Raw genomic sequence first — 19627 nt, 5'->3', positions numbered from 1 at the left:
TATCAACCTAAACAAAAAGGGTTAGCTTTTTGAAGCTAACCCTTGCATATCTAAAAACGGCAGATGCTTATTGGCCTTGAGCCAATGAGTAACCCATCTTATCACCAAATTTCATCAGAAACTCAACTGAACATACTTTAACCGCATCAGATACATCAGCTGCAATAGCAAGTGCATCTTTTTGAGATAAAGTAACACCTTCAGTTTTCTCAAAACGTATGCGGTACTGATTTACCAGTTCGGTATAAATAGAGCCTGTTGGCCAAACCTGGGTACCCCGGTTTGAAATCATAATCAATTTAAACTTATCATTCAGCTTGCTTTGCGCCAGTGCTGCCAACTCAGCAGGCTGGCCGGTATATTCCACAAATACATCAACGCCCTGAATAGTTTCCTCAATGTCGGGTTCGCTGACAGTAATTTTGTTTTGAGCGGGGTGGTGTTCAATATTGGTATGGCACTCAAAATTGGGTTGAGAAAATGCACCGCCCGAACTTGGATGTTTACCCAGATTGGTAATAATGCAATCGGCAAACTCTGTGGTGTTCAACGATGGCGTACTCCGGTCGCCGAAGTCGCCGGTGTGCATACCTTTTTCCAAAGTATATAGCAATGCGTTTTCAATGGTAGCTGCGTTGGCAGTGAAACCTAAATAGCGCAACATAGAGATGCCAGATAATAGCAATGCAGTTGGGTTAGCAATATTTCGACCTGCAATATCAGGTGCGGTACCATGCACTGCTTCAAAAATTGAGATATTATCACCAATATTGGCCGATGGTGCGAAACCTAAACCACCTACCAAACCGGCACAAAGGTCAGATACAATATCTCCCTGCAGGTTGGTCAATACAATTACCTGGAACATTTCCGGGTGCGATACCAGTTTCATGCACAGGTCATCTACAATAATATCTGTAGCTTGCAGATCAGGGTATTCTTTGGCGATGGCATAAAACGTTTCTAAAAACAGGCCATCGGTCAGTTTCATAATATTGGCTTTGTGACCGCAGGCTACTTTTTTGTAACCCTTACGGCGGGCCATTTCAAAAGTGTAGCGAATTACCTGTGCTGAGCCTGGACGGGTAATGATACGGCGGGCTACAGCCACGTCGTTAGTCATCATGTGCTCAATGCCGCCATAAGTGTCCTCAATGTTCTCACGAACAATTGTCATGTTGATAGGAATACCCGCTTTTGAAAACACAGTTTGCACACCATTCAATGAACGGAAGTCGCGCTGATTGGCATACGTATTCCAAACCTTACGGGCAGTTACATTGATACTTTTAACGCCTTTTCCTTTTGGGGTTTCCATCGGGCCTTTAAACAATACGCCCAAAGTTTCAATCGTATCTTTAGCTTGTTCGGTCATACCGGTAGAGTGGCCGGCATCGAAATATGATTTGCCCATTTCTACAAATTCGTAATCGAGGGCAACTTCGTTAGCTTCAAAGATTCGCAGCACGGCATCCATAATTTCTGGACCGATACCATCACCTTTAGCTACAGCAATTTTGGTCTTCATTCAAAAAACTGTTTTTATGGTAAACAAAGCGCAAATATACCCTTTTTTAAGCGCTCTTTTGAAGCTAATTATATTTAAAGTAAGGGTATGATGCTTTAATTATTGGTTTATTTATGATGCAAACAGGGCAACAACAGCATTGTTGTAAATTTTGAGTTAAACATCTTTTTTAAGTATTCTTCAAATACTCACCATACCGGAACAGCCTTTTTAAATACTGTTTAGGCTTTTTGAAACATTTAAAGTAAAATTGCATATCCAAATATGAAAGCATTTTACGGCGATTTACGCTTAGGTATTCTGGGCGGCGGCCAGTTGGGCCGTATGCTGATACAGCAGGCCATCAATTACAATGTAACTGTTAAGGTATTAGACCCTGACAAGGAGGCACCCTGCCGCAAGTTGTGCGATGAATTTGTAACCGGCTCATTAAGCGATTATGAAACCGTATATAACTTTGGCAAAAAGGTGGATTTGCTCACCATTGAAATTGAAAAAGTAAATGTAGATGCTTTAGAGCAACTGGAGCGCGAAGGTGTAGAAGTATACCCTCAGCCACGTGTTATCCGGCTTATTCAGGATAAAGGGCTGCAAAAGCAGTTTTTTAAGGAGAATGATATTCCTACTGCCGAATTTCAAATTATATCTTCTGCCGAACAACTTAAAAATTCATCTATCCCGTTTCCTTATATCCAAAAGCTGCGGCGCGATGGATATGATGGTAAAGGCGTTTACAAAGTGGTAGATGAAAATGACCTCGCAGGTGCGTTTACCGCGCCAAGCCTGATTGAGCGTTGGGTTGATTTCGAAAAAGAAATTGCTGTCATCGTAGCGCGCAATGAACGGGGCGAGGTAAGTACCTTTCCGTTGGTAGAAATGGAATTCAACCCTGAAGCTAATTTGGTAGAATTTTTAATTTCACCTTCTACCCTGCCCTTCGAAGTGCAGCAGGAAGCTACGGCCATAGCCAAAAAGATTGCCGAAGACCTGCGTATTGTGGGGCTGCTGGCGGTTGAGATGTTTTTAGACAAAGAAGGCCGCATATTGGTAAACGAATTGGCTCCGCGCCCGCACAACAGTGGCCACCAGACCATTGAAGGCAACGTGGTATCGCAATTTGAGCAGCACCTTCGGGCTATCTTCAATCAGCCTTTAGGTAATACCGAAAGCCTGTCGAACGCTATTATGATCAATTTGCTGGGTGAGGCGGGCTACGAAGGGCCTGCTGTTTACCAGGGAATTGAAAAAGTACTGAAATGCCCCGGCGTATATATTCACCTCTATGGCAAAACACTTACCAAACCTTTCCGCAAAATGGGGCATGTGACCATTGTAGATGCCGACCGCGAGAAAGCCATTGAACGGGCACGAATGGTGCAGCAGACCTTAAAGGTAGTGAGTTAAGATATTTTACTTTGTCATTGCGAGCGACAGCGTGGCAACCGCTTGCTATACCGAGGCGCAGATGCCTCCGTGCGGTTGCTACGCTATCGCTCGCAATGACAGATTTATAATCGAGTTATATTTATGGAACAAACAATAAAGGCCGGCATTATTATGGGCAGTAAATCAGACCTGCCGGTGATGCAGGCCGCCGCCGATGTGCTGAAACAATTAGGCGTGGCCTATGAACTTACCGTAGTTTCGGCCCACCGTACCCCCGAGCGCATGTTCAGCTATGCCAAGTCAGCCGCCGACCGCGGATTGAAAGTAATCATCGCCGGTGCCGGCGGTGCGGCACACTTACCGGGTATGGTGGCTTCACTTACGCATTTGCCTGTTATTGGCGTTCCGGTAAAATCAAGTAATTCAATCGACGGATGGGATTCGCTGCTTTCTATCGTGCAGATGCCTAATGGCATTCCGGTAGCAACGGTAGCTGTAAATGCGGCGCAAAATGCTGGTATTTTAGCAGCGCAGATTTTATCCACCGGCGATGAATATCTGACGCAGAATCTGATTGCATTTAAAGCTGAACTGGCGAAGAAAGTAGAAGAATCAGCAACGGCGCTGAAAGGTGAAGGCTACGAAAACGGGTTTGATACGTTTTAGGCTACAATTTGTCATTGCGAGCGATAGCGTTGCAATCGCACTGAGGCATCTGCGCCTCTGTATAGCAAGCGGTTGCCACGCTATCGCTCGCAATGACAATGCTTAATACCTGCCATCTTTCTATTCTTTAAATTACCATCTCCCGTACTTCGCCCTCAATTACTAACCTTCCAGCAGTAGCATTCTTTACCTGTTCTACGCTTACGCCTGGTGCCAGTTCAATGAGTTGAAAACCGCCTTGGGGCAGCACATCTAAAACTGCCAATTCTGTTACAATCTTTTTCACGCAATTTACGCCGGTAAGCGGCAAGGTGCATTGAGGCAATAGCTTGGACTCTCCGGCTTTGTTGACATGCTGCATGGCCACGATGATGTTCTCGGCAGAAGCCACCAGATCCATAGCGCCCCCCATACCCTTAACCATTTTGCCAGGTATTTTCCAGTTGGCAATATCACCGTTTTCAGAAACTTCCATAGCGCCCAGAATAGTGAGATTGACCTTTCGTGCCCGGATCATGCCAAAACTCATGGCTGAATCAAAAATTGCTGAACCCGGTAAGGTGGTAATGGTTTGCTTACCGGCGTTTATGGTATCGGCATCCTCTTCGCCTTCACAAGGAAAAGGCCCCATGCCCAATAAGCCGTTTTCTGATTGCAGTACTACATCCATACCCTCAGGTATATAATTGGCTACCAGCGTGGGTATGCCGATGCCCAGGTTTACGTAATATCCGTCTTTTATTTCACGCGCTATGCGCTTGGCAATGCCTTGCTTATCTAACATCTTTTACCTCTTTATTCGTGCTTTCTAACGGTGCGGTGTTCAATACGCTTTTCGTACTTTTCGCCCTGAAAAATGCGGTGCACATAAATGCCGGGCGTATGAATTTGGTCGGGGTCTAACTCTCCTGCCGGTACCAATTCTTCAACTTCAGCAATGGTAATTTTACCTGCCATAGCCATCACAGGATTAAAATTACGTGCAGTTGAACGGTAGATGAGGTTACCCTGCGTATCACCTTTCCAAGCCTTTACCAGTGCAAAATCAGCATCGAAAGCCATTTCCATCAGGTAATCTTTGCCGTTAAAGTTGCGAACTTCTTTACCTTCGGCTATCTCAGTACCCACACCTGCCGGGGTAAAAATTGCCGGCATACCGTAGCCTGCAGCCATGCACCGTGTGGCTAAGGTACCTTGAGGAATAAGCTCTACTTCCAGTTCGCCGCTCAGCAACTGGCGCTCAAACTCCGCATTTTCACCCACATAAGAAGATATCATTTTTTTAACCTGCCGCTGCTGAAGCATCAGGCCGATACCGAAATCATCTACCCCGGCATTATTGGAAATGCAGGTTAAATCTTTTACTCTTTTTTTTACCAATGCAGCAATACAGTTTTCGGGTATACCACACAGGCCGAAGCCGCCAAGCATCAGGGTCACGCCATTGTGAATATCACTGATGGCGGTTTCAGCATCAGTTACTACTTTATTCATTAGGTATATAATTGGTTGGCGGCTAATGTACAAATTTTATTAAATACTATGCATGCATAGTATTGTTTTTATCAGTTACCCTTCAACCCACTGTTTCAAATTCATTTGCTGACAAACATTTTCTCCATCCTTTCGGTTCTATAAACAACATCTAATACATAGCACCTATGATACCTGACGATAAAGAACCATACGACGAAGAACCTACCCAGGATTACCCACACCATACCGAGCAGACTTCTAACCCGCCGGTATCGGTTACCCAGGTAGATGATAATGAGGTAGAAGAAAAGGATTTAAAGCGTTCTTACCTTTTTGGAGATAGTAACGACAAAGACCCTGACAATAAAGGTTATGAAAGCCACGGTATGGGCGGCCAGAATTTTGGCGAGCCAAACGTAACCCGCTCGGGTGATGATGCGGCCAATACCTCGCAGAATGCAGGTTACGACAACGACTACTTTAAGCGTACAGAGCCGTTAGAAGAACACCCCGAAAACAATAATTTTAAACCAGCCGAACAAGCCGGCGCAGCAAATACAAATATGGGACAAGGAGAAAAAGGCCAGGATGATACCGGCTACAGAGAAGCACCAGAACAAGAAAAAGTAGGTGGTGGTGAACCACAAGTTGACAGCAGCACCAACCCCAACGGTAATGGCGGACAAGAAACCCAAACCGGTACTGCTGACAACGATGGAACCAGCGGCCAAAAAGTAGATGGTGAGTTACAGACAAAAGGTAACGGCCAAATTACCGAAGACAATCAAAACGATGGTAAAGCTGATTATAAGCCCGAAAATGAACGCGGCCCCGATTACGGCAGCAACAGCCCCGAACAAGACGGCAGTAAAGTAACCGGCGGCGAATAGCCAATAATCATGTTCAGTAAATAAGGCGTTCAATAGTTAATATTGAACGCCTTATTTATAATGATTAAAAATAACTTATCTTTGCAGACGTTATTAGTAGCAGATGAGTTGTGGTATAGACGAAAAACTAATTCAATATATAACTGAGGCAGCATTTAGCGGCACACCACTAAAGAGCCTTAGCCCTACCGATTTTGCAGCATTCAAAAAGTGCTGCAAAAAATATAAGCGCGGAAAGCGTTGTAAAAGCTGCCCTAAACGGTAAGGTTCGCAGTAATTAATTCTAATTAATTTTTCTGATAATATCGTCATTGCGAAGAAGTAAGCAATCTTGCTGTCAGCACATTGTATAATGCTTGACTACGAGGCTGCTTCGTTCCTCACATTGAAAAAGCCTATCTTATTTTAAATACACATAGGTTACACCATCTCCCCCCCTGTCAGCGTGCTCATCTTCCATGTGGCTTACCTGGTCATATTTGCGCATGTAATCGCGGATGAGGCGGCGCAAAATACCATCACCCTTACCATGCAGAATTTTTAGATTACTCACGCCCATCATCAGGCCACGGTCCAGCATTTTTTCAATGGCATGTAAGGCATCTTCGCCGCGCATACCACGCACATCTATCTCCGGACTAAAACTGGCCACATCACTGGTAGAGCCCGAGAAGCTGCGGCGTACATCTTTGGGTACTTCCTTTTTATCTATCTTCTCTACCCGCTTGCGCTTTGCCACAGTACGCAATTCGCCCATAGCAATAATCACATTATCCTTGGCTACCTCCAGTACCTGCCCGGTAGTACCACTGTCTACCAACCGAACCCAATCGCCTGCACGAATTTCATCATCTTTGGCAGCTAACACTGGTTTCGGTTCTGGCTTTACTTTGTTCTTCTGCAGTTCCTGCTGCAGGTTGTTACGCAACTGCCGGGTTACCTCTTTATCGGCATTACTGCTTTTTATCTCGGCAATAGTATTCTCAACCAGTTTATTGGCATTGGTAATGATGCTTTGTGCCTGCTGCTTGGCTTCGCGCATCAAGGCTCTTTTGTTTTCTTCAAGATAGGTTTTGAGTTGCTCGTTCTCTTTCAACAGTTCATTAACCCGTCGTTGTTGGCGCTCAATCTGAACTTTGCTGTCGTAAATCTCTTTCTTTTCACGCTCGAGATCCACCAACAGTGTATCAACCTTTTTCTGGTTGGTACCTATTTTATTTTTGGCCAGATTGAGTACCTGCGAAGGCAGGCCTATTTTTTGTGCAATCTCAAATGCATATGAGCTGCCAGGCTTACCTACCTCCAATATATAAAGGGGCTTCATATTTACGTTATCAAACAACATCGAAGCATTTTCCAGCCCCTCGGCATTGCTGGCGAATACCTTAAGATTGGAGTAGTGCGTAGTGACCATCCCCCTTACTTTTTTATGATTGAGCGATTCAAGTACGGCTTCGGCTATAGGGCCACCGAATTGCGGATCGGTACCTGTACCGAACTCGTCAATCAATATCATAGTTTTAGCATTGGCCTGCTCCACAAAATTTTTCATCTTGGAGAGGTGCGCACTGTAGGTACTCAAATCGCTTTCAATAGACTGGTCGTCGCCGATATCTACAAATATTTGTTTGAAAACCCCTACAGTGCTATGCTCATCAGCCGGAATTAATAAACCAGCCTGTGCCATAAGCTGCAATAAGCCCACCGTTTTCATACAAACCGATTTACCGCCAGCATTTGGCCCTGATACCACAATAATTCGGGTACTTTCGTCCATCTGCACATTTAATGGTACTACCGTTTTCTGCTCCTTTTTAAAACTTAGATACAATAAAGGATGTCGCGCATTAGTCAAATGGAAGCGTGGTTCGTTTACTACCTGTGGCATGTTGCCTTCAATATCAATAGCGAATAAAGCTTTGGCACGTACAAAATCCAGTTTGGTTAACAAGCTGTGGTATGAGAGTAGCAATGGCGCATAAGGGCGCAATTCGTCGGTAAGCGCCGTCAGGATGCGAATAATCTCGCGCCTGCGCTCAAACTCCAAATCGCGCACACGGTTATTCAGCGTGAATACTTCTTCAGGCTCAATATACACCGTTTGCCCTGTGGCCGATTCATCATGAATAAAGCCGCGCAACTTTCGCTTGTTTTCGGCCAGAACGGGGATACACAACCTACCATCGCGAATGGTTAAAGTACCGTCGGCAGTCCAGCCGTTGGCTGATGCGTTCTTAAATATTTGGTCTATTTTTTTGCGGGCTTCCTGCTCAGAGCGGGCAATACTGTCAGTAATATCCGCTAACGCCCTTGAAGCATTCGGACGGATTTTGCCTTTTTCGTTAATTACCTGGTCAATCTTTTTTACGATGGCCTTCTCAATTGGTAAATTTTCAAAGAGGGCTTCCAGATTAGGGTACCGGCCCTCGCGCTCATTGAAATAACCGATCACCGCAAACACAGTACTAAGTGAAGCATGTACCTGAAAAAATTCTTCTTCAGATAGAAATGCGCCTTCAATGCGTGCTTTATTAGCCAGCGTTTTTATATCAAACAACTGGTGTATAGGCAGCGCCGTATCATGCGTAAGTATCGTTTTAAACTCATTGGCCTGATTCAGAAACTTGCGTATCTGGTCATAATTGTTCATTACCTGTATACGGTCTACCATTTGCTCACCCATCGGGCTCAGGCAATGGGCACGTATCAGTTCCTTTACCTCGGTAAATCCCAGCTTATCAGTACTATTTGGCGGGTAAAGCATTTTTAGGGTCAGTTGTGGGGTTAATTTGTTTATCTTTCTCTTCGAGGTTTTGTACCACTTGGGTATAAATGTCATCCAGCTTATCCGGGTGCTTGCTGTAATATTGCAGGCTCTTCTTAAACTGTACCGAATCTGTTTGGTGTTGTTTAAACACCCGCGTATAGCGGTCTAATGCATATTTGTACAGCGTGTCTGGCGTTTGATTGGGCATGCTGTAAATACTGCCGTCAACCAAATGTACATCGGTAAGCACGCCTGCCATTTCATTAGGCTGTATAATTTCGGGCGGTACTTTTTTGCCGCCACAGGCCGACAAAAAAAGCATCAGCAAAAAAAACAAGTTACTATAGTTACGCATTCTGTAATTTAGCGGCGCTTCAAAATTGAAGCAATTAGCAAATTTACGCATTAAATGAGTATTGCAGATAATATAACTCAACTGAAAAACGAGCTCGATCGTATCAACGTAACCTTTGTTGCGGTATCAAAAACCAAGCCTGTTGAAGATGTACAAGAGGCTTATGATGCAGGCCAGCGCATATTTGGTGAAAATACAGTACAGGAACTGGTAGAAAAGCACGAGAAACTACCCCAGGACATTCAGTGGCATTTATTGGGCCATTTGCAAAGCAATAAAGTAAAATATATAGCCCCGTTTATCAGCCTTATACAATCGGTAGATAGCCTGAAGCTGTTGCAGGAGATTGATAAACACGCTGCCAAAAATAACCGGGTGATTGACTGCCTGCTTCAAATTTACATTGCCGATGAAGAAACCAAGTTTGGGCTAGGTTTTGACGAAGCCATAGAGTTGTTGCGCAGCGAAGGGTTTGCTGTTTTGAAACATGTACGCATTCGCGGCTTGATGGGCATTGCCACCAACACGGATAATGAGAAGCAGATTAAAGAAGAGTTTTATGAGCTGGACACCTTTTTCCAGGGCTTAAAAGAAAGCTATTTTAAAGGCCAGTCCACATTTGACGAATTATCAATGGGCATGTCATCAGACTATAAAGTGGCCATTGAACAGGGCAGTACCATGGTGCGCCTGGGCAGCAGCGTGTTTGGCAAAAGGGTAATTAAACACTGGAAAAACAATTAAGCAATGGCTGTACATTTAAGAGTAGCCCGGAAAGAAGATTGCCCCCGCCTGCTGGAACTGATACAGGAACTGGCTGCCTACGAAAAGGCACCGCTGGAAGTAAGCGTAACATTACAAGAGTTTGAAGATGCAGGCTTTGGTCAGCGCCCGGTTTGGAAAGCATTTGTAACCGAAGTGGATGGTGTAATTGCAGGTTTTGCGCTTTACTATATTCGCTACTCCACCTGGAAAGGCTGCCGCCTGTACCTTGAAGACTTAATTGTTACAGAAAGTATGCGGGGCAAAGGTTTGGGCAAATTACTATTTAACCGCCTGATACAAGAAGCGCAGGAACTTGGCTTTAACGGCATGACCTGGCAGGTATTGGATTGGAACGAGCCCGCCATTAATTTTTACCATAAATATGAGGCGAACATTGAACCGGGTTGGTTAAACGCCTCATTGTCTAAACAACAATTATCAGACTTTAAGCTATGAAATTATACCATCTGCCTTTGAGTTTAATCTCACTTTGTTTGTTCGCCTGTAACTACTCCAAACCACCTAACAGGATAGCAAGCTCGGATGTTAAAACAGATACACTTACCTATCAATATAAAACCATTAAACAGCGCGCCGGCGATTGCGGAAGCAAGCCTGATAGTACCTGTACTTCAGCGGTGATTACCTATCCGTTTTTTGAGGGACAAATGGCTTTGAATGACACCATTAACCAACGGCTGAGTAAGATGTTTGGCGGCGATTATCGCTTAAAGGCAACCAACATACAAGATGCGGCTACCCGGCTGATAAAATTGTACAACCAGGACAAAAAGCAAGGCAGCATTCAAGGCTCAATGTATTATACGCTGGATAGCCACGCACGCGTAATTGACCAGGATTCTACCCTGCTCGCCATTGAGTTATCCGGTTATTATTATGAAGGCGGCGCGCATGGCATGACAATCACCAACTTTTTGAACTGGGACACCAAGAACAAAAAGCCACTGGGTTTGGATGATATTTTTGTAAGCGGATACCAGCCGAAACTCACTCAAATTGCTGATACTATATTCAGGAAGGAGGAATTGTTATCGCCAACGGCGAGCTTGGCTCATGATTACTTTTTCAAAGATGCCAAATTCAGCCTGAACGATAACTTTGTAGTAACCCCAACCGGCATTAAATTTTTGTACAACGCGTATGAGATCAAACCTTATGCTGCGGGTCAAACCTCAATTGAGATACCGTATAATAAATTAAAAAAACTAATAAAGCCTGATTCACCGGCTGCTATATATGTACGATAATGCAGGTATTTAAATTTGGAGGCGCATCAGTAAAAGATGCGGCCGGTGTCATTAATCTGGCCGAAATTATAAAACTGTACCCGCAAGAACAATTGCTGGTCGTAGTGTCTGCCATGGGTAAAACCACTAATGCACTTGAAAAGTTAACAGATGCTTACGTTACCCAGGCCGGCAATACAACTGCATTGTTTCAGGAAATTAAAGATTACCATCTAAACATTGTTAGTGAGTTATTTGCAGACCTTCACCCGGTATTTGATGAACTTGAAAATACCTTTGTAGAAATTGATTGGATGCTGGAAGATGAGCCGCATGATGATTATGATTTTATATATGATCAGTTGGTATCCATCGGTGAGTTGTTATCCACCCGTATTGTAAATGCGTATTTGAACCAAAGTGGTATAACAAGCCGCTGGATGGATGTACGCGGCTACGTGCATACCGATAATACCTATCGCGAAGGTGTAGTGGATTGGGACAAAACCTGCACCTCCATTCAACAGGATATACCAGCTATGCTTGAACAAGGCGTAGTAGTTACCCAAGGCTTTTTGGGCGGAACTTCTGAGAACTTTACTACTACTTTGGGCCGTGAGGGTTCAGATTATACCGCCTCAATTTTTGCAGCCTGCTTACAAGCTTCGGCTGTTACTACCTGGAAGGATGTGCCCGGCGTACTCAATGCCGACCCCAAATACTTTTCAGATACCATTAAATTTGATGCGCTGAGTTACAACGAAGCCATTGAAATGACGTATTATGGCGCTACCATCATCCACCCCAAAACGATTAAGCCATTATCTGATGCCGGCATTCCGCTGCTGGTTAAATCATTCGCTCAACCTACTGAACTAGGCACACGCATTGAGGGCAATCAATATATTAAATTCGAAAAACCGGTAATTATTTTAAAGCAGAACCAGGTTTTGCTTTCGATTACTGCCCGTAACCAGGCGTTTGTATCTGAGCAGCATTTGAGCACTTTAACCGGCCTGCTGGCTAAACACCATCTTAAAATTAATGCCCTGCAGTTATCGGCGCTTAGCATTAGTGTTTGCTTTGATGACCATGCTACCCGGTTAAAAGCGCTGTTGAACGACCTGCAAATTGATTTTAATTGCCGCTATAACCAGAGTTTACAATTAATTACTTTAAGGCATTACCAACCCGAAACACTTACTCAATTTACTTCAGGCAAAACAGTATTGCTTGAGCAACTAAGCCGGAGTACGGCGCAAATGGTACTTAAATAACACAAAGGCATCCGCTATGAGCAGGATGCCTTTTCTTTGTAACAATCAGGTTTTGCATATTTATTATTAATTGAATTTCAGTAGCTTTACTGTTAACCAATTCTAAATATGATCAACCTTCGTTTCTCGTCTGCCATGGGCGTTGCCCTATTGGCTGCATTTTGTTTTACTGCAAAGGCACAGCAAAAACCGGTAGGTATTTTTGATGGCCAGAGTGATATAGGCACTTTGGCTAAACCCGGCACATCTGCTTTCACCCCGAAAAACCGTCATTATGTAATTTCCAGTTCAGGACAGAATGTATGGGCCACGCATGACGATTTCCATTTGGTATGGAAGAAGATGAAAGGCGACTTTTTGCTGTACAGCCGTGTATCCTTCCAGGGCAAAGGCGTCGACCCGCACCGCAAAGCCGGCTGGATGGTGCGAAAATCAATGGAAAGCAATTCGGCTCATGTGAGTGCCGTTGAACATGGCAGCGGCTTAACCTCTTTGCAGTACCGCGAACGGGATGGCGCAGAAACGCAGGAGAAGCAATTTTCGCTTGAACATGCTGATGTATTGCAGTTGGAACGTACCGGTAACACATTTACCATGCGGGCAGCGCAATTTGGTAAGCCCTTTGTGGTGCAGCAAGTACAAAATGTTGATTTAGGCGATGATGTTTACGTAGGCATATTTGTTTGCGCGCATAATCCAAATGTTACCGAGACTGGTATGTTTGATGATGTAAGCATTACCATCCCTTACAACGGCGTATCAAGTTCAAATACACCAATGAATTTGGGCAGTAATCTCGAAATCTTAGATATTGCTACCGGCCACCGTGAGATTATTTATAAAGTTCCCAACTCAATACAGGCACCAAACTGGACACCCGACGGTAAAACTTTGATTTACAACGATGGCAAAGGTCTGATGTATCGTTTTGATTTAGCCAGCCGTAAGCCGCAGTTACTCAACACCGGCGAAGTGCAACACAACAACAATGACCACGTACTATCTTTTGACGGCAAGCAGATTGGCTTAAGTAACTTTGTGAAAGAACTGGGTGGCTCTATCATTTATACAGTACCGGTAACCGGAGGTATACCAAAACAAGTTACCCCTCGTGGCCCCTCCTATCTGCATGGCTGGTCGCCGGATGGTAGGAGTTTGGTATTTTGCGGAGAGCGTAACGGCAACTTTGATGTGTACCGGGTGCCTGTAAACGGTGGCCCCGAAGAGCGTTTGACTACTACCGAAGGCTTGGACGATGGCCCCGAATACACTCCGGATGGCAAATACATTTATTTCAATTCTGTACGTTCAGGGTTGATGCAAATCTGGCGTATGCACCCGGATGGTAGTCATCAAGAGCAAATCACCAAAGATGATTACAACAACTGGTTTGCCCACATTTCGCCCGACGGCAAATGGATAGTGTATCTTTCTTTTCTAAAAGAAGAGGTTAAGCCAGGCGATCACCCGCCTTACAAGCATGTATACATCCGTATGCTGCCAATGAATGGTGAAGGCGAACCTAAAGTGCTGGCTTATGTGTTTGGTGGTCAGGGCAGTATCAACACCCCTTCATGGTCACCGGATGGCAAACATATTGCTTTTATCAGCAATACAGATATGAGCGGAAAATAAATCCTTCTCATTGAACATTGTCATTGCGAGCGATAGCGTAGCAACGGCTTGCTGTACAGAGGCCAGATGCCTCCGTGCGATTGCCACGCTATCGCCTGCAATGACATTTTTTTGAAAACTTATCTGAGGCCTGCCTTTTTCCTCACTGCAAAATAATTTATCAGTAAAGCTCCGGTAATAATTAATAGCCCGAAAAATTCGCGTGTGCTTTCGATCCAGGGTTTGGTAGCTTTCATGGTTTCGGCGATGCCGGGCGTATGGTAGCGGATGATCCAGTCGAGCACGCCATCCTGATAAAAGAAAATAATGGTTGCGTAAACCAAATAAAAAGCACAAAGCGCCAGATATATTTTCGGGTAATACTTACCGAATACCACCAGCAAACAGCAAATAGATACCGCCAGGTAAATACTCACCCACAACCAGGCATCGGGGTCGTTCAAGTTTACATAGCCAAAACCCATAAAGGCGATAAAAAACAAAACGTTAAGCAGTCGGAGCAACATATTGATGATTTAAGGTCAAGGTTAGCAAACGGGTTCAATAAATGCAAATGTTCAGGTTACAGCAATGCATCAAAATCTTACCAGCGTTAAACTCTACTGCTTTGGCCTATTACAAATGCCTTATGTACAAGCTCAAAACACTTTCTGGGTAAGCAATAATTTATAACAATCCGGTTACAATTTTCGTTTAACGCACAACATTTATACGATTTTTTGCACGTATTTTTGTGTCCCTGATTTATTTAAACTGTTAAACCCCGAACCAAGCATCCGGAGATAGATGGATGCTTTTGACTATGAATTTACGTACTTCAAAAAACTTAACCAGTCAGCAGGTAAATGCCGGCCTGAAACTGGTAATGGCCGATGGCTTAATGGCCGAGGCCATGGTAGTGTTCACCAGCGGTACTTTTTTAACCGCAATGGCCATCCACATGGGCGCTACCAACTTTCATATTGGTATGTTATCGGCGTTGCCCACTTTCACTACTGTTTTTCAATTGTTATCCGTTTGGCTGGTAAGGCGTTTCAAAAACCGCCGGGTGGTAGCAGCCCTTTTTAACTTGCTGGCCCGAATCCCTATTGTAGCTATCGGTTTAATTCCATTTCTATTTAGCGGTACTACCAGCTTGCAGGTGTTGTTTATCATGTTGTTTTTCCAGCATATCTTCGGTGATATAGCCGGTGCCAGCTGGTACTCATGGATGAAGGATTTGATTCCATCTGATACGATGGGTGCTTACTTTTCTCGCCGTACGCGGTTATCGCAAATATTAAACATTACGCTGAGTTTAGCTACCGCCTTGTGCATGGACTATATCAAAGCCCATTACCCTTCGAGCGAACAACTGGCTTACAATGTGATGTTCTTAATTGGCGGCAGCCTGGGCTTAATTAGTGTTGGCTTGTTGCTGGGTACCCCCGAACCGCAGCCACAGCCGATGGAAGACAAGCTGATGCAGCTGGTAAGTAAACCGTTAAAGAACAAAAATTTTAAGAAGCTGGTTTTCTTTAACTCCTTTTGGGCCTTTGCCTTAAATTTGGCTACCCCGTTTTTTTCAGTTTATATGATGAAAACCATCGGCCTGCCCTTATCATACATCATTGGCTTGGGTATTTTGGGGCAGATCAGTGGTATTTTTTCGCTTAAACTTTGGGGTAAATACTCCGACTGGTTTAGCAATAAAACCATCATCAGCATTTGTGCACCCTTGTATGTAGCCTGTATTATTGGCTTTGCGTTTACCGCCATGCCCGATAACCGGATGATGACCTTACTGATGTTATTAGCCATACATATCGTCAGTGGCAGCGCTGTAGCAGGCATAAACCTGGCATTAACCAATATTGGTATCAAACTGGCACCACAGCATGAGGCTATTGCCTATATCTCTATTAAAAATATGTTTGTGGCTGCTTGCTCTACCATTGCACCGTTAATTGGCGGTTTGGCAGCCGACTTTTTTGCGACCCACCCATTTGTTTGGAATATGCAGTTTGGCAGCAGCCACGGCATGTTAAACTTAACGCTCCTCCACCTGCAGGGCTGGAACTATTTCTTTGTAATTGGAGGTTTATTGGCACTGATGTCGCTCAAATTTTTAGGCCGTATACAAGAAGAAGGTGAAGTTGATCGCGACCGCGTGGTCATCCACATGCGTGTACAGGCCCGCCACCGTATGCGCAAGAACTTAGGCCGCGATATGGCTGAACGTATCTATCAGCCATCGGCCGTAGTGAAGAGAAAATTGAAAACATACCGGGCGCAGCAAATGCTCAAGCGCTCTGCATAAAGGTTGGTTCGCTCTCAACCTTGTCATTTCGATTGTAAGGAGAAATCTTCTTCCAGCGATGAGTCTTCAGCAGACTGGCTTGATGAAGTAGATTTCCCCTTACAGTCGAAATGACTTTTTGTAATATTTACGGCTTTACGTAGAAGGGAAGATTAGCCGTAGCTATGTTGTTATGGCCGTCAGTTACATAAACAAATAAGCGGTATGCGCCCTCTTTTTCCGGTGCTTTTAATTCGCTTTGCTGCCCTGCCTTTGTGATTAATCCTTGTATAGGCTGAGGCCTTGATTCGTGATCGCCGCCTTGTTTTAAATCTGTACTTTCAGGTAACAATTCCCAGCGGGTGGTAAGCGCATCATGGTCGGGATCCTGCACGCCTAACACAACCGGGTAAGACTTTCCGGGTTGCAAATAAACGCCGTCAGTAGCCTTTTTACCATCCACTAAAAATGAGGATAAATGCGGCGCCTTATTTTTGGGATAGCTACCGGTCCACAAATATTGCATTACATCCACCACTTCAGACTCTTCGCCGGCCTCGGTAAACAAGCCGTACCATGTGGGTGTACGCTCCTGCTTTTGCCCCCATAAAAATACATACGAACCCACGCAGTGCTTATCCTGTTTTATGGAAGCTTCGTAACGGCTTTTGTATACTGCCGCTTTCTCGCTGCTGGTTTCCTCTACCGATGCTTTCCATGGTGTTTGCGGGCCTTCCCAGTGCCCGGTTGGGCCCCACTCTGTTACCATATACGCTTTTTCCCACCCGGCGTTGCGCAGTTGCTGGGGCACGCTAGCCAAACCGCCATATACTTGTACCGATAGCAAATCAATAGCCGGACAGCGTTCCTTAATGTAAGCCACGACCTGATTATTGACGCCAGCAAGCATAGTAGTTACCGGGTGATTGGGATCTTCCCGGTGAATCATCTCGGCAATTTCGTTTACAGCGTTCCACACTTTCGGGTTTTTATAATCCAAATTCAGTTCGTTGCCAATGCCCCAAATCAATAATGCCGGTGCATTGCGGTATTTAATCACTTCCTGGCGCAAATGTTCTAATTGCTGATGCACCGCAGCAGTATCGTCATAGTTGAAACCATGGCGCTCGCGGGCTACATCCAAACCCATAGTTACAGTCAGGCCTAATTTCTGAGCATCATCCAATACCTTTTGTCCTCCACGGGTGCCCCATGTCCGTATGGAATTGCCGCCATATTTCACCAGGCGATCAGTATAGCTGGTACCACCTGCGCCTTTAACAAAATAGGGTTTGTTATTCCGAATCAGTGTATAACCATCCTTAGTAGCTTGTACCTTTACTTTTACCGGTTGTGCCATGGCAACCACACATATTCCCTGCAGTATCAGGCAGCTGATAAGATTTTTTAACTTCATAGATATACGAAAGTGCCAATATCAAGATAATACCTGTGCCAGCAAAATGCCCGTAGTATTTGTAATTGATTATTTACGCACCAGCATTTAAAATGAATTTTCAATACTTTGGTTATAAATTTTATCAGCAAACAAGAACAATACATTCATGATGAGTATTAGAATCATTGAAAAATATTTAAACAATGGCACGCATATTCATTACCGGCTCAGCCGACGGTTTGGGCCAGATGGCTGCTCAAATATTAGTTAATGAGGGGCACGAAGTGGTATTACATGCCCGTAACCAGCAACGCACAAAGGAAGCGCTGGCCGCCGTTCCCGGAGCGGCAAACGCTATTGCCGGAGACTTGTCAAGCATTGCTGAAACCCGCAAAGTAGCCGAAGAGGCTAACCGCCTCGGTCGCTTTGACGCTGTAATACATAATGCAGGTATAGGCTACCGGGAGCCAGCCAAAAACAATACAATAGATGGACTGCCTCTGGTATTTGCCGTTAACGCCTTGGCACCTTATTTACTCACCTGCCTGATGGAGCGCCCCGACCGTCTGATTTATGTAAGTTCGGGCCTGCACCGTGATGGCGACACCAGCTTGAAAGACTTAACCTGGGATACCCGCCGTTGGAGCGGGTTCAATGCTTATGCAGACTCCAAGTTACATGATGTTTTATTGGCGTTTGCCGTAGCCCGCAATTGGCCTCAGGTATACAGCAACGCTTTAGAACCCGGCTGGGTAGCTACAAAAATGGGTGGCTCAGGTGCGCCCGACAGTTTAGAGGAAGCGCCTAAAACTCAAACCTGGCTGGCCACCAGCAACGATGCCGCAGCGCTGGTAAGCGGAAAATACTTCTATCACCAAAAACAACAGGAGTTTTTGAAAGCTGCCGCTGATGTTGCCCTACAAAATAAGTTTTTAGCTGAATGTGAACGAATATCAGGTGTGAAGTTGCCGGCTTAAGTTAGTTAAGGCGTGGTAGTTGCCAAATTGCCTACTTTTTACAAATACTGTCAACCGTATGTTAGATTTAGCTGTTGCCATAAAGTATGCAATGTAAATCCGGTTAAAATATCTAACTCTGCATTTTGATTAAATTGTACAGCATTGGCGGCAGGCAATATGAATGAGAAATTTTACAGGCACTTATTTGAAAAGCAACTTAGCGCGCAGCGCATGGCACCCAACAACGCCATTGCCGACTGGGCTTTAGCTGTAATGCACCTGTTTTACCCTGAGCAAACAGTAAAATCTTTTTGTAAGGTTACCGATGTACAAGCAGAAGCTACACGACTGGAAGCCACGTTGGCCGAGATGATCAACACTTTAAACAGCTTTTCTAAAGCAGATGCCGCCGATTTGGCTACCTTATTTTTTAACCGCCTGCCTGAGTTGTACCATACGCTGAATACAGACATGCAGGCCATTTACGAAGGCGATCCTGCTGCGCGCAGCGAGTTTGAGGTGATTCGTACCTATCCCGGTTTTTATGCTATTTTCTTTTACCGCATTGCACATACCCTTGCTTTGCTGGGCGTCCCCCTCATTCCGCGCATTTTAACCGAGCATGCACATTCAGTAACCGGCATTGACATCCATCCGTCGGCCAGCATTGGCGAATATTTTCATATCGATCATGGTACCGGTATTGTTATTGGTGAAACGTGTACTATTGGCAAGCATGTAAAAATGTACCAGGGGGTTACTTTGGGTGCTTTAAGCGTACACAAGTTTATGGCCGATACCAAACGGCATCCTACCGTGCAGGATGATGTGGTAATTTATTCAGGCGCTACCATTTTAGGCGGCGATACCGTGATTGGCCATAACAGTACTATTGGCGGTAATGTATGGCTTACAAAAAGTGTAGCGCCCTACTCTACGGTTTATCACAACCCTACCATCACAGTACAAAACATAAATACAACTCCATAAATATAGCAT

18 protein-coding genes are annotated in these 19627 nt (G+C 44.7%); 11 read left to right on the top strand and 7 right to left on the bottom strand.

Annotated elements, in window-relative coordinates; genetic code table 11:
* Positions 1-67: 67 nt before the first annotated feature.
* On the bottom strand, positions 68-1528 hold the full coding sequence (locus tag ACYVNW_RS03450) for an NADP-dependent isocitrate dehydrogenase (RefSeq protein ID WP_460678445.1): 1461 nt from the start codon (positions 1526-1528) through the stop codon (positions 68-70).
* Positions 1529-1792: 264 nt separating this feature from the next.
* Here ACYVNW_RS03450 and ACYVNW_RS03445 point away from each other — a divergent pair, with 264 nt between their 5' ends.
* On the top strand, positions 1793-2932 hold the full coding sequence (locus tag ACYVNW_RS03445; protein WP_460678444.1) for a 5-(carboxyamino)imidazole ribonucleotide synthase: 1140 nt from the start codon (positions 1793-1795) through the stop codon (positions 2930-2932).
* A gap of 123 nt (positions 2933-3055) precedes the next feature.
* Positions 3056-3580 (top strand): 5-(carboxyamino)imidazole ribonucleotide mutase, encoded by a 525-nt coding sequence (gene purE, locus ACYVNW_RS03440; protein ID WP_460678443.1) that lies wholly within the window; start codon positions 3056-3058, stop codon positions 3578-3580.
* A 127-nt stretch (positions 3581-3707) separates the two neighbouring features.
* On the opposite strand, the gene ACYVNW_RS03435 is transcribed toward purE, so the two are convergent.
* Positions 3708-4364 (bottom strand): 3-oxoacid CoA-transferase subunit B, encoded by a 657-nt coding sequence (locus ACYVNW_RS03435; protein ID WP_460678442.1) that lies wholly within the window; start codon positions 4362-4364, stop codon positions 3708-3710.
* 11 nt (positions 4365-4375) lie between these two features.
* A complete protein-coding gene (locus ACYVNW_RS03430) occupies positions 4376-5074 on the bottom strand; it encodes a CoA transferase subunit A (protein ID WP_460678441.1) in 699 nt (232 codons plus the stop codon).
* A gap of 167 nt (positions 5075-5241) precedes the next feature.
* Here ACYVNW_RS03430 and ACYVNW_RS03425 point away from each other — a divergent pair, with 167 nt between their 5' ends.
* The gene (locus ACYVNW_RS03425) at positions 5242-5946 is read left to right on the top strand and encodes a hypothetical protein (protein WP_460678440.1); all 705 of its coding nucleotides are present in this window, start codon (positions 5242-5244) and stop codon (positions 5944-5946) included.
* A gap of 400 nt (positions 5947-6346) precedes the next feature.
* Here ACYVNW_RS03425 and ACYVNW_RS03420 read toward each other — a convergent pair whose 3' ends face one another.
* Together ACYVNW_RS03420 and ACYVNW_RS03415 are read right to left on the bottom strand one after the other, a co-directional pair.
* Positions 6347-8710 carry an endonuclease MutS2 gene (locus ACYVNW_RS03420; RefSeq protein ID WP_460678439.1) on the bottom strand — a complete coding sequence of 788 codons (2364 nt, stop codon included), beginning with the start codon at positions 8708-8710 and terminating at the stop codon, positions 6347-6349.
* Positions 8691-9119, bottom strand: a complete 429-nt coding sequence (locus tag ACYVNW_RS03415) for a DUF4296 domain-containing protein (protein ID WP_460678438.1) — start codon at positions 9117-9119, stop codon at positions 8691-8693. The genes ACYVNW_RS03420 and ACYVNW_RS03415 overlap by 20 nt, the downstream gene beginning before the upstream one ends.
* Positions 9120-9122: 3 nt before the next feature.
* Between ACYVNW_RS03415 and ACYVNW_RS03410 the strand changes: the two genes are divergently transcribed.
* The 5 genes from ACYVNW_RS03410 to ACYVNW_RS03390 all read left to right on the top strand — a co-directional run bounded on the left by ACYVNW_RS03410 (position 9123) and on the right by ACYVNW_RS03390 (position 13992).
* Positions 9123-9812, top strand: a complete 690-nt coding sequence (locus ACYVNW_RS03410) for a YggS family pyridoxal phosphate-dependent enzyme (protein ID WP_460678437.1) — start codon at positions 9123-9125, stop codon at positions 9810-9812.
* 3 nt (positions 9813-9815) lie between these two features.
* On the top strand, positions 9816-10289 hold the full coding sequence (locus tag ACYVNW_RS03405) for a GNAT family N-acetyltransferase (RefSeq protein WP_460678436.1): 474 nt from the start codon (positions 9816-9818) through the stop codon (positions 10287-10289).
* A complete protein-coding gene (locus ACYVNW_RS03400; protein WP_460678435.1) occupies positions 10286-11101 on the top strand; it encodes a DUF3298 and DUF4163 domain-containing protein in 816 nt (271 codons plus the stop codon). The genes ACYVNW_RS03405 and ACYVNW_RS03400 overlap by 4 nt, the downstream gene beginning before the upstream one ends.
* Positions 11101-12357 carry an aspartate kinase gene (locus ACYVNW_RS03395; protein WP_460678434.1) on the top strand — a complete coding sequence of 419 codons (1257 nt, stop codon included), beginning with the start codon at positions 11101-11103 and terminating at the stop codon, positions 12355-12357. Before ACYVNW_RS03400 ends, ACYVNW_RS03395 begins: the two co-directional genes overlap by 1 nt.
* A 108-nt stretch (positions 12358-12465) precedes the next feature.
* Positions 12466-13992: a TolB family protein gene (locus ACYVNW_RS03390; RefSeq protein ID WP_460678433.1), complete on the top strand. Its 1527-nt coding sequence runs from the start codon at positions 12466-12468 to the stop codon at positions 13990-13992.
* Positions 13993-14111: 119 nt separating this feature from the next.
* Here ACYVNW_RS03390 and ACYVNW_RS03385 read toward each other — a convergent pair whose 3' ends face one another.
* A complete protein-coding gene (locus ACYVNW_RS03385) occupies positions 14112-14498 on the bottom strand; it encodes a transmembrane 220 family protein (protein WP_460678432.1) in 387 nt (128 codons plus the stop codon).
* A gap of 296 nt (positions 14499-14794) precedes the next feature.
* Between ACYVNW_RS03385 and ACYVNW_RS03380 the strand changes: the two genes are divergently transcribed.
* Positions 14795-16291 carry an MFS transporter gene (locus ACYVNW_RS03380; protein WP_460678431.1) on the top strand — a complete coding sequence of 499 codons (1497 nt, stop codon included), beginning with the start codon at positions 14795-14797 and terminating at the stop codon, positions 16289-16291.
* A 127-nt stretch (positions 16292-16418) separates the two neighbouring features.
* On the opposite strand, the gene ACYVNW_RS03375 is transcribed toward ACYVNW_RS03380, so the two are convergent.
* Positions 16419-17687, bottom strand: coding sequence for a glycoside hydrolase family 2 TIM barrel-domain containing protein (locus ACYVNW_RS03375; protein ID WP_460678430.1), 1269 nt, complete (start codon positions 17685-17687; stop codon positions 16419-16421).
* Positions 17688-17872: 185 nt separating this feature from the next.
* On the opposite strand from ACYVNW_RS03375, the gene ACYVNW_RS03370 reads away from it, so the two are divergent.
* A complete protein-coding gene (locus ACYVNW_RS03370) occupies positions 17873-18646 on the top strand; it encodes an SDR family NAD(P)-dependent oxidoreductase (protein ID WP_460678429.1) in 774 nt (257 codons plus the stop codon).
* Positions 18647-18805: 159 nt separating this feature from the next.
* Positions 18806-19618 carry a serine O-acetyltransferase EpsC gene (gene epsC / locus ACYVNW_RS03365; protein ID WP_460680993.1) on the top strand — a complete coding sequence of 271 codons (813 nt, stop codon included), beginning with the start codon at positions 18806-18808 and terminating at the stop codon, positions 19616-19618.
* The last annotated feature ends 9 nt before the right edge of the window (positions 19619-19627 follow it).

This window comes from Mucilaginibacter koreensis (assembly GCF_054783355.1).
The sequence above is the reverse complement of the archived record's forward strand: the minus strand, read 5'-3'. Positions and strand labels throughout refer to the sequence as shown.